Raw genomic sequence first — 12,029 nt, forward strand, 5'->3', positions numbered from 1 at the left:
GCCTGTCTCCTCGATCACGAGCGGAGCCAGATGAGGAGTGCAGCGGCGGTGACGGTGCCGAGGTAGACGTATCCGCGCTTGTCGTAGCGGGTAGCAACGCCTCGGAACTGCTTAATCTTGTTGATCGCCCGCTCGACGGTGTTCCTGGCCGTGTACCGGATCTTGTCGAAGCCGGGCGGTCGACCGCCGTCTGAACCTCTGCGTCGGCGGGCGGACTTGGTGTCGCTCTTCTCCGGGATGCGTGTCGGATCCCGCGTCGTCGCAGATAGCGGCGAATCGGTCCGTTGCCGGCCGCCGTCTGGTGGTCCGCAACGGCCATCACGGCGAACGGATGGTGACCACCGCCGCCGGGCCTGTCGCGGTGAAGGCGCCCCGTGTGAACGACAAGCGCGTCGACGTGGCCACCGGTGAGCGCAAGCGGTTCTCGTCGAAGATCCTCGCGCCGTGGTGCCGCAAGTCTCCGAAGATCAGCGAGGTCCTGCCCCTGCTCTATCTCCACGGACTGTCCTCCGGGGATTTCATGCCCGCGATGGAGCAGTTCCTGGGTTCCTGGGCCGGCCTCTCGCCGGCGACGGTGACCCGGCTGACGAAGCAGTGGACCGACGACCACACCGCCTTCCAGGCCCGCGGCCTGTCGGATTCCGACTACGTCTACGTGTGGGCCGACGGCGTCCATTCCAAGGTCCGCCTCGGCCAGGCTCACTCCTGCGTCCTGGTTCTCATGGGCGTGCGCCCCGACGGCCGCAAGGAACTCATCGCGCTGGCCGAGGGGCTGCGTGAATCGACCGAGTCGTGGGCGGATCTGCTGCGTGACTGCCGACGACGCGGCATGCGTGCCCCCGAACTCGTGGTCGGTAACGGCGCGATGGGCCTGTGGAGGGCCCTCGCAGAGGTGTTTCCACAGGCCAGACACCAAAGGTGCTGGGTTCACAAGGTCCGCAATGTCATGAACGCGCTACCGAAGTCGGCTCAGCCCGGCGCGAAGAAGGCCCTGCAGGACATCTACAACGCCGAGGACCGCGACCACGCCGAGAAGGCGATCAAGGACTTCGAGCACGCCTACGGAGCGAAGTGGCCGAAAGCGGCCAAGAAGGTCACCGCCGAGGCCGACGAGCTCCTCGCGTTCTACGACTTCCCCGCCGAGCACTGGGTGCACCTGCGCACGGCAAATCCCATCGAGAGCACCTCCAGCACCGTGAAGCTGAGGACCAAGGTCACCCGCGGGGCCGGGAGCCCGACCGCGGCCCTGGCGATGGTGTTCAAGCTAGTCGAGTCCGCCCAGGCCCGCTGGCGCACGATCACCGGCGCCCACCTCGTCGCCCTCGTCCGCAACGGCGCCCGCTTCAAGAACGGTCACCTCGTCGAACGCGAAGAGGTGACTGCCGCGTGAGCCGACCGACGCCCATCGAAGCACCCTGGATGGTCCTCGTCGGTCCGGCCGGCACCGGAAAGACCACCCTCGGCCGAGAGATCGCGGCAAGGACGCAGAGACCGTTCGTCGATCTGGACGCTGCCGCGGACGGGTACTACGCGGAGGCGGGATGGAGCATCGACAAACTCCGCGAGCGCATCACCGCGGTCGGACGCCTTGCAGCCGAAGCGGAGTGGGAACCAGCCCGGGCACACGCCGTGGCCCGCGCCGTCGCCGATCATCCCGACGCCGTCATGGCACTGGGCGCAGGCCACACCAGCTACACCGACCACCAGAACCTGGTCACGGTCCGTACCGCACTGAGCCGTTGCCGAGACGTGGTCCGACTCCTGCCCTCCCCCAACCGCGACGTCTCACTGACCGTCCTACGGCGACGCTGCACGGCGAGCAAGGGCCGATCCTGGATCATCGACGGGCACGACTACCTTGCCCACTGGCTCGATGATCCCGGCACCGAACAGGTCGCGACGCGGACGATCTACACCCGTGACGAGACACCCGCTCAGATCACAGCACGGCTGCTCGGAAGAAGCTGATCGACGAGGACGAACACCTCGGATCCACAGGTATTGACAATGGCTCCCCCCAACACGGCGTGAACGCCTGCGGATCGCTCTGTTCCCCCGGCAGTACAGCAACCGCAACCTACTCAAGGGCGCCAGCTACGGGTGGTTCCACAAGCTGTTCCGCGACTGGGTCGACACGCTCGACATCGCCCACTGCGTCCCCCACCAAAGCCGACACACGCTGGCAACGAACCTCTTGCGCAACGGCGCCGACCTCATCCACGTAAAGCGCTACCTCGGGCAGGTCTCCGAGCGGATGGCCGAGCACTACGTCCACCTCGCCAACACCGATCCCCGCCTCGAACAAGCCCTGCAGACCATCTGGGTCACCGGCCCCGGATCGGACGAGCCCGGACTGATCCTGTCCGGCAGCGAGTCCATGTCCAAGGAAGAGGCCGAAGCCCTCGCCATCGACCTGACGCGCCGGTCCACCCCGGCCGACGGAGGCTTCTGCACCTTCCAGCACGTCGTCGACGGCGCGGCCTGCCCCTTCGATCTCAACTGCCACAGCTGCGAGAACTTCGTGATGTCGGGCGCCGACCTCGTCTATTGGCACCGCAAGCATGAGCAATGGCGCATGCTCGCCGAACGCGCGCCCGACAGTGCGACCGCCGACTACCTCCACCAGGTCTTCGAGCCCACCGCCCGCGCGATCACCGGCCTGGAACGGGCACTGGAAGCCGTCGGCCTTTTGGACGAGGCCCTCGCGCTCGACCTCCGCCGCCCCCAGGACTACTTCGGCCGCGTCTGGTCCACCGCCTTCCGAGCCGCAGACCTCACCGAGCCAGCGGAGATCGAAGACGGTGACGCTGCATGACATCCGCTGCCAACCCCCCAGCGGCCGCGATCGCCGCTCGCCGCCGCCAGACCCGCAACAAACTGACCCAGCTCGAGAAGGCCATCACTCAGCTTCGCCGCGAACGCAGACGGCTCAACGTCCGAGCCATCGCCGAGCGAGCGGGAGTGTCCGCCACCTTCTGCTACGAGAACACGTACGCACGAGCCCTGGTCCAAGCAGCCGTCGCCGACGCCCGGCAACGGCGTGATCAAGGAGCCCAGCAGGAACACGAGCGCATCGAAGCATCCTGGCGCGAGCGCGCACTCAACGCCGAGGAGGCACTCACCCGCACCCAGGAGACCGTCTTCACCCAGCGCAAGCGGATCGGCGAACTGATGGGCCAGCTCCGAGACGTTGAACAGAGTGCCCCCGCGGACTCCGCCCCGGCCCTCCGCACCGAGAACACCTCCCTCAAGCGCCGTCTGGACCAGATGACGCGAGAGCACCGCTCACTCCAGGAGCGACTCGAAGGCGCCCGCTCCAACCTGCGCTTCGTCGAGAAGCGCATCGCCGACCTCGAAGCCCAACTTCTCGAACAGGCCGGCGAGGAGGATCGGACTGGATTTTCGCGGTAGCGGGCTGAGGGCTGCGTTCAGTGCAGACGTCCGTGGGCTTCGGCTGGCGGTGGTTTTGCCGGAAGGGACCGCAGCGGTGCCGTACTGTCCCGTGAAGCTGTGGCGAGGTGATAGTGCTGGTGCTCAGGATGGCTGGACTTGGTCGAAGACGGCGAGGGCTTCGGCGGGGTCCGGGCTCACGAGGCGTTCCAGACCGGCCGTCGTGATCTTCGCCCACTTGCCGGCCCGTGCCCACATCTGTTCCTCGAAGGCGCGGACGGTCTCGTCCAGGTCTCCAGAGCCAGTGGCGAGCGACTCGGCGAGTTCGGCGCCTTCCAGCATCGCGAGGTTCGCGCCCGCCCCCAGCGGGGGCATCAGATGGGCGGCGTCGCCCAGTAGCGTCACCCCAGGGACGTGGGTCCAGGTGTGGGACACGGGCAGGACGTAGAGGGGGCGATGGACGAAGGCGGTGCCGTGGCCGAGGAGGTCGAGGACGGGAGCGGCCCAGCCGTCGAACAGAGCCAGCAGGCTCGATCGCACGGCCTCGACGTCGGCCAGGTCCAGGTTCGTGTGCCAGTCCAGCGGCGCGCGGAACTTGGCGTACACCTTGACGTGGCCGCCGCTGTTGCGCTGGGCGACGAGGGAGCGGTTCACGCCGTACACAGCCACGGAACCGTCGCCGATCAACCGGGCGAGGTCAAGGTGGCGGGTGTCGACATCGTCGAGGGAGGTCTCGACATAGGTGACGCCGGTGTACTGCGGCGTCACCGACGAGACTGCCGGGCGGATCCGGGACCAGGCGCCGTCCGCGCCGATCACGAGGTCGAACGTCTCCTGCCGCCCGTCCGCGAAATGGACCAGTACGCCATCCCGGGCCCCCGGCACCACCTGCGTCACGCTCCGCCCCCACTGGACGTCGAGAGGGCCGAGCAGCAGGTCCCGGAGTTGCCCGCGGTCGATCTCGGGATTGGCCCGGTCATCCGGGTGGGGTTGCCAGTCGCGCAGGACGGTCCCGTCCGTGTCCAGGATGCGCATGGCCTGTCCCTCGGGACGGGACAGCGCCTGGAACTCCGCCAGCAGCCCCGCCTTGTCCAGCGCTAGCTGGCCCAGCCCCTCGTGCAGGTCCAGCATGCCGCCCGGAGGGCGGGCGTCAGGGGTGGGATCGCGTTCGAGGACAGCGACGGGGTAGCCGTGGCGGTGCAGAACACGGGCGAAGGTAAGGCCGCCGGGACCGCCCCCGACCACTGCGATGCGATGTCTCATACCGATACACTGTATTGTTCCATGACGATGTATCGCAACACTACGATGTCACCATGACTGTGTGGGACCGACCGGAGCCGCCGCCTCGCCCCGTGCCGCTCGACCGGGAGCGGATCGTCACCGCCGCCATCGCGCTGGCCGACGAGGGCGGGCTGGAGGCGGTATCGGTGCGCAAGGTGGCCGCCCGGCTGAACGCCGGGCCGATGCGGCTGTACGGATACATCTCCACCAAGGAGGAGCTGTTCGACCTCATGGTGGACAAGGTCCAGGCCGAGATTCTCCCCGAGGCGCAGCCCGGTGACTGGCGGGAGGCGCTGCGCGCCCTCGCCCACCGCACCAGGCAGGCCGCTCTCCGTCACGAATGGCTGGCCGACCTGCTCGGCGGCCGCCCGGCCCTGGGCCCGAACGGCCTCGCCGTGACCGAGGCCACGCTGGCCGCCCTCGACGGCCTCGCCCATGTCGACACCGTGATGCGCGCCGTGGAGACTGTCAGCGCCTACTTCATTGGCGCGATCAGGCGCGAGATCGCGAACCTGCGGGCCGAGCGCGCCACGGGCCTGTCCAAGCACGACTGGCAGCGCGCCCACGGCCCGCGTGTGACGAGCATGTTGGCCACGGGCCGCTTCCCGGCGCTGGCCAAGGCCGTGCACGACGGCACGGACGTGGACGCCGAGACATCCTTCACAACCGGCCTGGACTGGGTCCTCGACGCCGTGGCCGCCAAACTCACCCTGCCGTCGGCGTGACGCTCAGCCCTGACCGGTGGTGAGCGACCCGGCAACGCGCAAAGCCGCTGCTTTCAGTTGACGGGCGGCTCAAAACCGTCACGGACATCTACGCGACGCATCACCTCAGTTCAGAGTCCGCCCGCACACATCGAGACTCGGTAAAGGGGACTTCTCCCCCGAGGACTGCGACGGCTACCTCGCCCGCCGCCTCACCCGCAACGGACAACCGCTGATCAGCGAGCCCATTCGGCAGGTCATCACCGCCCGCTCGCACGGCCTGCCCCTCTATCTCGATCTGTCCGTCGCCCGCTTCCTGGAACTGCGCCGCACCGGCAGCAGCCCGCAGCCCAGCGACTTCGACCACGACTTCCCCGCCCTGGTCGCCCGCACCCTGACCGACCTCACCCCCGACGAACGCCACGTCCTGCGCTCGATCAGCCTGCTGGACGCCTTCGATGTCCCCCTCGCCACCCGCGCCGCCGACCTCACCCACGAAGGATCCGCCCTGCGGCTGACCGAGCGCCCCTTCATCCGCGAAGACCCCTTCGGCCTGTGGCCCTTCCACCTGCACGGCCTGATCCGCTCCGCCGTACGCAACGCCGACGACACCACCGACGACCGCTGGACCGAAACAGATTGGCAGCAGGCCGCCCAGCGCGCCTTCACCGCCCTGGGCGAACAGCACCACAATCCCTCCGGCCCCGGCCGGCTGTTGCTGATTGCCTGCCTGCGCCAGGGCCTGCGCCTGGCCCGCGACCACCGCCTGGACCTCGACTGGCTCACCGAAGCCGCCTGGACCTATGTCAGCGACTCCGTGTGGGAGCCCCTCGCCCCACCCGACACCGACACCGCAGTAGGCCTCGACACCGCTGCCGACGCCCTGGTCGAACTCCTCAGCGCGCTCGCACGCCGCCAGCACGAACACCGGGCTCGCACCGTCAGCCGGCTCACCGCAGTCCTCGCCGCCGAACTGCTGCCCGCCGACCTACAGGAGATGGCCCTCTACTACCGGGCCAAGTCCCTGCGCGACACCGGCCAGGCCGCCCCATCCCGCCGCGACGACCAACAGGTCGCCGACCAGGGCGGCCGCCTCGTCCCGGCCGCCCGCCGCGGCCTGGTCCACGCCGCACGCCTGGCCGGCGACTTCCCCACCGCCCTCGCAGCCGCCCAGAACCTTGGCTGGGAAGGCCGCCACCAACGCGTGATGGGCGACCTGTACTGGCTCCAAGGCCAACCCGAGCGGGCCGCCGCGGCCTACCTCGCCGGACGCACCGAAGCCGAACAGCATGGCAAGGCCGGCGAGGCCGCCCACAGCCAGGCCCTGCGCGCATTCGCCATCGCGCTCTACGCCCCCGACCAGGCCACTGCGGAAATCGACCTCGCCCACCAGCTCTTGGTTGGCCTCAATCTGCGCGCCACCACCATCAACGTCCGCCGGGCCGAACTCATCCGCGATGCCGGCAGCGACAGTGTCGACGACCAGATCGCCACGCTGCGCACCGAACTCGATATCGCGGGCCTCGTCTCGCTGGCACCTGCGATCGAGCTGGCCGGGGCCTTCCATCAGGCCGTCCTCGACGACCGCATCGCACTCAACGCGACCCTCACCCGGCTACGAGAACAGACGTCCGCCGAAGATCACGCCTACTTCGTCGACATCGCCCACTTCATGGCCGGCCTCCCGCTCCCTGCCGACCACACCGCGCCACACTGGCTCGACAGCGCAACCGTCACCCGTGAGCGATGGCGTGCCCTGGTCATCGCCCGGCGCCACCGCCTCGGCATCTCCCAGTAACCGGCTTGTGAAAACGCCCCGAGCCTCATCCCGGTGACGGCGGGATGAGGCTCGGAGGCGACTAGGCCTTGACGAACGACTGCGGATCGCGCCTTCCCGGGTCTGCTGCACCTGGTCCCCCCGGTAGGTCGTGGCCGGGCTAGAGGTCCTGGACGGCTCGCAGGGCCTGGTCCACCCGGGCCATGGCCGCAGCGTCGATGGTCCCGAAGAGTTTTGCGCCCTCGAATCGGTTGACCCTGAGCTGCACGATGTTCACGGCGACCGCTGTGCACGGGAGCGGATCCCTGATCACCACCGACATGGCCGTGTCCGGGAACCGCCCGCTTTCGTGCAGCACGATCACGAGGACGGCGCCGTACGTCTCTTCCAGGCCGGTCAGGCTGATGATCAGGACGTTGCGGCCGTCGGGGAGTGCCCAGATCTCACCACGGTTCACAGAGTGTCGCCCTCGCCCGCCAGGTCGTCGCCGAGACCGAGCGCGGTCAGCTGGCGCGCGGCATCGAGGGTGGCTGCGCGGCGGGCGGCGCGCACCACGTACGCGTTCACGCTCATGCCGGCCTCCAAGGCAGCCGCCTTGATCGAGGGCGCAAGTTCCTCGGGGATGCGCAGGGTCATGGTGGTGACAGACATGGTTGCAGAATAGCCACCGATTTATGGTGGCGATAGCCGGTGGCGTGTTGTGGTGCAGACGAGGGCGCGGACTGCGTCAGCGTGGCATCGCGAGGGAAAGGGGGTGACCGCCCGCTTCGGTTGACCGCTCTGAGTGTCACAGTTGGCCACATCCCGTCCTCAGCCAGAAGGAGCGTCCTGGTGAACTCGATCGTGCAAGTGGACGGAGCCGTAGACGAGTGGCCGGATCGAGTGGCCGCCGTACGCCGAGCGCTCGCCGTTCACGGGCCGCCGCGGAGTCCCGAGGACGGTCCAGACTTCGCCACCGTCACGCTGCCGGAGCGCGACGGTGATCACGTACGTGACCTCCTGGTGCACGAGCGCGTCGGCACGGTCGTTGAGATCGGACTCGCCTATGCCAGCTCGGCGCTGGCGATCTGCGAGGCGCTGCTGCGCACCGGTTCACGGAACCCGCGGCATGTGGTGATCGACCCATTCCAGTTCACGGCGTACGACGGTGTCGGGTGGGAGCTGTTGTGCAGCGCCGGCCTGGACGACATCGCCGAGCTGGTGACCGAACCATCGCAGCGGTTCCTTGCCCGGTTGGCCGACGTGGGTTTCGCCGCGGACGCGGCGTTCGTCGACGGCAGCCACCACTTCCACAACGTCTTCGTCGACCTCCACTTCCTGGGCGAGATCGTCCGACCTGGCGGCGTTGTGCTGCTCGACGATGTCTGGTGGCCATCGGTCAGCGCTGCCGTGACGTACTTCGAGACCAATCTGGGGTGGCGACCGATACCGGGCGCTCTGGCCGACGGAACCGCCGACCCGGCCAGCAGTCGGCCGCGGACCGGCGCCTACCGGCTGCCCGATCCGCGCCCGGTGCCGGACTTCAAGGAGTTCCGACCGTTCTGCTGATCCGGGTGGGGCGCGCGAGATCGAGCAGTTCCTCGACGAGTGCGACGAGGACGTCGAAGAGGCCCTGGCCGCCCACTTCGGCCTAAACCCCGCCAGCTAGGCGTTCAGTGCGGCCCTGAGCTTCCACCCGGACACGATCGAGACCGCCCTGGGCCTGGATCCCACCACCTCGCGAACATCTATGTGACGCATTGTCCCAGGCCAGAGCCCATCCGCTCGGCTCGGTGGTTGGAAATCAGGACCACCACGGCTACTTCTCCCCACACCCGGTCCCGGCCCCAACCCGCCACAATTACCGGCCATGACCACCTGGCTGCTCCCCCTGTTCACCGCCGCCCTCGGCTACCTCGGACACTGGTCCCAGCAAGCCCTCATACGTCGCCACCAGCGTCAGGACGACGACCACACCCGCATCCTCGCGCTGCGTGAACAGTTGCACGCCGTTATCAACACCGGCGCCAGCCAGGCGGCCGACTCCCGCAACGGCGCCCTGGTCCCTCTTGAACACGAAGCCCTGCTCCTCTACCGCAGGAAACTACGCACCCGCATTCGCCACGACCTCACCCGCGCCCGCTCCGTCCCCCGCGCAACGGCATGGTCCGCCTACCTCGCCGACGCGGCCGACTGCCTGGCTGCCGCCGCCCGCGGCGACCGGCTGCCCGCCCGCTCCGAAAGAATCGCCTGGCTGGACTGGTACCAGAGGGAAGCCCCCGACGGACAAGACGACGCGCACCGCCCGGCCAACCTCCCGCCCGACTGGGAAGCCATCGCCTTCACCCTGTGGAGGGAAGAACGCAGGCGGCACCGCGGATGGCGAAGACTCTTGCTGCGGCGACGCGGGCCATGGGCCTGAGCACACCCCCCAGAGCGTCTCACTCTCTCTACGCGTACCCGCCGCCACGGACAGAGCTACCTTTCCCCCTGGGGACCCAGGAGCCGTTGCGGACGCCTACGCGATGCATCTCTCGTGGTCAGCGTCAATACGGGCACTCGCGCCTTCGGAAAAGACGACCTCCCGGCGAGGGTGCTTCCCCGGACGGCCGCCCGCCTTCGTTTCGCAGACCGCTGTCGGCAACAAAAGCTCGATTAGGGCCCATTCGTCGTTCCCAGGTGTCGCAGGGGTAGCAACGCCACCGCGGCAACGGGTTTCCCTCCCCTCAAGACGGGGCAGGGCCGGCCGCGAGCGGCCGACCCCGCCGGTCAGGCGTCTATGTAGTCGGCGATCACGTCGAGCGTGGACTCCACTGAGCCAAGCTGGGTGTTCAGGTGCTTGATCCAGCGGCCCTCGGGTTGCAGGACCGCGTGCGGGGCGACGACGCCGGTGATGAAGCGGCGGATCTCGGTCAGCTTCTCCCGGATGACCGCGACCTCGTATGCCTGGAACTCGACTGGGGACATGTCGGTGCTCCAACCCTGCGCTATTCCAGCGGAAACCCTGAACTGCCGCCGCGGTGGGCGGTGGAGCGGTTGTCCGCCTCGGTGAGACAGCACCCTGTGGCCAAAGATTGGCGTTCTGCTGGTCTGCCTTCTCAGTTTGCTGGTCTGCCTCTCAACAGCGGGCTTCTAGGGTCGTTGTCGTCCCCCGGAGATCCGGTCCCACAGTTCTCCGAACTCGCACATGATTCACAGTGTTTGGAGACACCCTGATGCGTACTCTGCCCCCTCGTGCCTTGCTCACCGCTCCCGTCGCCGTGCTGGCGTTCGCCCTGGTCGCCTGCGGCGGATCCGACTCCAGCTCCGACAGAGCCACGGACGTAGCTCGGCGCAGGGGTGGCTCCGTGCGCCCGCGGAGACTCCGTCGCTTCTGCTCATGCCAGGGCCGCGGCCCGCAGCCGATAATGCCCGCGGTCGATCTTGCCGTTGCCGTTGCGCCGTACGTCATCGACGACAACGATCCGTTTGGGGCACATGTACGGCGGCAGTGCCGCAGTCAGGCTGATCAAGGGCCGCTCGTCGGCTGGCTTGGGTGTGACGAACGCCACGAGAGCCTTGCCGTGCTTCACGACCACCGCTAGGTCAACTCCGAGCGTCGTGCGGATGATCCGTTCGACCTCAGCCGGCTCCACGCGGTAGCCGCCGACCTGCAGTTGGTCGTCGATTCGGCCGAGGTGAGTGAGGCCGAAGGGGCCGTTCGTGACGAGGTCTCCCGTCCGGTACCAGCGCCCGGCCTCCTCGTCCGATGTGAACACTCGTGCGTCGTTGCTCGAATCGAGATAGCCATCGAACATCTGGGCACCCCGCAGCAGCAGTTCGCCGGTCTCCGTCGAGTGGCCGGTGGTGTCGACGACGCGGGTCTCAATTCCGTCGAACGGCACACCTATCGGAACAGTCGGGCCGTATGCGTCAGCGTCCTCGGGGCGCCAGGTGTGGGCCGTGCAGAACATCGTGAGTTCCGTCGGGCCGTAGGTGTTCTCGATCCTCGAACACGGCGCTGCCATGGCCCATTTCAAGGCCGCATCGGTGGTCAGCGCCTCGCCGCAGAACATGCTCAGGCGCAGAGTTGGTAGACAGCCAGGGGTCAGATGGCCAGCCGCGCCAGCGAGTTCGATCACCGACGGGACCGAGGCCCACACCGTGATGTCGTGCCTGGTCACAAACTTTGCCGGGTTGGCCAGCGCGAACAGGGACGCAGGGACGATTGGGCACCCCTGCGACCAGGCCAGGAAGAGCGACGCCAGACCCAAGTCGAAAGTCATGTCGTAGGCCTGCACCAGGCGGTCGCGCGAGGTAAGAGGGTAGCGGCGGGTTGCGGCCGAGAGGAACGCTGAGACGTTGGCGTGGGAGACCGGGACGCCCTTGGGCTTCCCGGTCGAACCGGAGGTGAAAAGGACGTACGCCGTGTCGCTCGGCCGAGCGCCGCCGCGTGACGGGCCAGCGGGAGGGGCGCAGCGCTGCTCTTCGGCGTCGGCCCGGACCACTGTCACGTCGTGGAGTCTCCGTATCTCCTCGACCAGGTCCGGTGCGGTTTCGGCGTCCACGATGGCTGCCGCCGTGCCGGTGGCGGCCAGCACGGCCGCGTTGCGGATGGCGGGGAAAGACGGATTGAGGGGGACCAAGGCCGCCCCGGTCCGCAGTGCCGCCAAGGCGCCGATGTACCCGACCGCGCTCCGCCCGGCCAGCACCGCAACCGGGCCCATGCCTGAGTCCGTCGCCCGGTCCACTCGGACGGCCCAGTTCGTGGCGAGCGCGTCGACCTCTCCGAAGGTCCACGACCGGTCGCCCTCGATCAGGGCCGGCGCGTTGCGGTGTGTGTGCGCCGCACTGTCGAACCAGTCTTCGAGTCGCATCTGTATCGAGTCCTCCCACGGGCTCGGCTTCGCTCGGGC

At 68.3% G+C, this 12,029-nt stretch carries 13 protein-coding genes and 1 pseudogene; 8 read left to right on the forward strand and 6 right to left on the reverse strand.

What is annotated here, in order from left to right:
- Positions 1 to 286: 286 nt before the first annotated feature.
- From OHB00_RS01395 to OHB00_RS01410, 4 genes and pseudogenes are all read left to right on the forward strand, one after another.
- Positions 287 to 1,390 (forward strand): annotated as a pseudogene (locus OHB00_RS01395) (IS256 family transposase); the annotation flags it as partial.
- Positions 1,387 to 1,968 carry a shikimate kinase gene (locus OHB00_RS01400; RefSeq protein ID WP_406430385.1) on the forward strand — a complete coding sequence of 194 codons (582 nt, stop codon included), beginning with the start codon at positions 1,387 to 1,389 and terminating at the stop codon, positions 1,966 to 1,968. The pseudogene OHB00_RS01395 and the gene OHB00_RS01400, both read left to right, overlap by 4 nt.
- Before the next feature lie 79 nt (positions 1,969 to 2,047).
- Entirely contained in the window at positions 2,048 to 2,815 is a 768-nt protein-coding gene (locus tag OHB00_RS01405) for a tyrosine-type recombinase/integrase (protein WP_406445564.1), read from the forward strand.
- Positions 2,812 to 3,411 carry a DUF6262 family protein gene (locus tag OHB00_RS01410; RefSeq protein WP_406430387.1) on the forward strand — a complete coding sequence of 200 codons (600 nt, stop codon included), beginning with the start codon at positions 2,812 to 2,814 and terminating at the stop codon, positions 3,409 to 3,411. Before OHB00_RS01405 ends, OHB00_RS01410 begins: the two co-directional genes overlap by 4 nt.
- Before the next feature lie 123 nt (positions 3,412 to 3,534).
- On the opposite strand, the gene OHB00_RS01415 is transcribed toward OHB00_RS01410, so the two are convergent.
- Positions 3,535 to 4,653, reverse strand: a complete 1,119-nt coding sequence (locus tag OHB00_RS01415) for an FAD-dependent oxidoreductase (RefSeq protein ID WP_406430389.1) — start codon at positions 4,651 to 4,653, stop codon at positions 3,535 to 3,537.
- 53 nt (positions 4,654 to 4,706) lie between these two features.
- Here OHB00_RS01415 and OHB00_RS01420 point away from each other — a divergent pair, with 53 nt between their 5' ends.
- Positions 4,707 to 5,399, forward strand: a complete 693-nt coding sequence (locus OHB00_RS01420) for a TetR/AcrR family transcriptional regulator (RefSeq protein ID WP_406430391.1) — start codon at positions 4,707 to 4,709, stop codon at positions 5,397 to 5,399.
- 100 nt (positions 5,400 to 5,499) lie between these two features.
- On the opposite strand, the gene OHB00_RS01425 is transcribed toward OHB00_RS01420, so the two are convergent.
- Complete coding sequence (locus OHB00_RS01425; RefSeq protein WP_406430393.1) at positions 5,500 to 6,069, reverse strand: hypothetical protein; 570 nt, start codon at positions 6,067 to 6,069, stop codon at positions 5,500 to 5,502.
- A gap of 24 nt (positions 6,070 to 6,093) precedes the next feature.
- On the opposite strand from OHB00_RS01425, the gene OHB00_RS01430 reads away from it, so the two are divergent.
- On the forward strand, positions 6,094 to 7,176 hold the full coding sequence (locus OHB00_RS01430; RefSeq protein ID WP_406430395.1) for a hypothetical protein: 1,083 nt from the start codon (positions 6,094 to 6,096) through the stop codon (positions 7,174 to 7,176).
- A 139-nt stretch (positions 7,177 to 7,315) separates the two neighbouring features.
- On the opposite strand, the gene OHB00_RS01435 is transcribed toward OHB00_RS01430, so the two are convergent.
- On the reverse strand, positions 7,316 to 7,612 hold the full coding sequence (locus OHB00_RS01435) for a hypothetical protein (RefSeq protein ID WP_406430397.1): 297 nt from the start codon (positions 7,610 to 7,612) through the stop codon (positions 7,316 to 7,318).
- Positions 7,609 to 7,806: a toxin-antitoxin system HicB family antitoxin gene (locus OHB00_RS01440; RefSeq protein WP_406430399.1), complete on the reverse strand. Its 198-nt coding sequence runs from the start codon at positions 7,804 to 7,806 to the stop codon at positions 7,609 to 7,611. The genes OHB00_RS01435 and OHB00_RS01440 overlap by 4 nt, the downstream gene beginning before the upstream one ends.
- A 180-nt stretch (positions 7,807 to 7,986) precedes the next feature.
- Here OHB00_RS01440 and OHB00_RS01445 point away from each other — a divergent pair, with 180 nt between their 5' ends.
- The gene (locus OHB00_RS01445) at positions 7,987 to 8,703 is read left to right on the forward strand and encodes a class I SAM-dependent methyltransferase (protein ID WP_406430401.1); all 717 of its coding nucleotides are present in this window, start codon (positions 7,987 to 7,989) and stop codon (positions 8,701 to 8,703) included.
- A gap of 301 nt (positions 8,704 to 9,004) precedes the next feature.
- Positions 9,005 to 9,556, forward strand: a complete 552-nt coding sequence (locus tag OHB00_RS01450; RefSeq protein WP_406430403.1) for a hypothetical protein — start codon at positions 9,005 to 9,007, stop codon at positions 9,554 to 9,556.
- A gap of 347 nt (positions 9,557 to 9,903) precedes the next feature.
- On the opposite strand, the gene OHB00_RS01455 is transcribed toward OHB00_RS01450, so the two are convergent.
- Positions 9,904 to 10,101, reverse strand: coding sequence for a hypothetical protein (locus OHB00_RS01455; RefSeq protein WP_406446356.1), 198 nt, complete (start codon positions 10,099 to 10,101; stop codon positions 9,904 to 9,906).
- Positions 10,102 to 10,511: 410 nt separating this feature from the next.
- Complete coding sequence (locus OHB00_RS01460; protein ID WP_406430405.1) at positions 10,512 to 11,990, reverse strand: AMP-binding protein; 1,479 nt, start codon at positions 11,988 to 11,990, stop codon at positions 10,512 to 10,514.
- Positions 11,991 to 12,029: the final 39 nt, after the last annotated feature.

This window comes from Streptomyces sp. NBC_00631 (assembly GCF_045206895.1).
Classification (GTDB): domain Bacteria; phylum Actinomycetota; class Actinomycetes; order Streptomycetales; family Streptomycetaceae; genus Streptomyces.

Bases quoted from the DNA above. Each gene is read 5' to 3' on its own strand.
- OHB00_RS01410 (WP_406430387.1), top strand. From the start codon at position 2,812: ATGACATCCGCTGCCAACCCCCCAGCGGCCGCGATCGCCGCTCGCCGC.
- OHB00_RS01460 (WP_406430405.1), bottom strand. From the start codon at position 11,990: ATGCGACTCGAAGACTGGTTCGACAGTGCGGCGCACACACACCGCAAC.
- OHB00_RS01455 (WP_406446356.1), bottom strand. From the start codon at position 10,101: ATGTCCCCAGTCGAGTTCCAGGCATACGAGGTCGCGGTCATCCGGGAG.
- OHB00_RS01450 (WP_406430403.1), top strand. From the start codon at position 9,005: ATGACCACCTGGCTGCTCCCCCTGTTCACCGCCGCCCTCGGCTACCTC.
- OHB00_RS01415 (WP_406430389.1), bottom strand. From the start codon at position 4,653: ATGAGACATCGCATCGCAGTGGTCGGGGGCGGTCCCGGCGGCCTTACC.
- OHB00_RS01420 (WP_406430391.1), top strand. From the start codon at position 4,707: ATGACTGTGTGGGACCGACCGGAGCCGCCGCCTCGCCCCGTGCCGCTC.
- OHB00_RS01440 (WP_406430399.1), bottom strand. From the start codon at position 7,806: ATGTCTGTCACCACCATGACCCTGCGCATCCCCGAGGAACTTGCGCCC.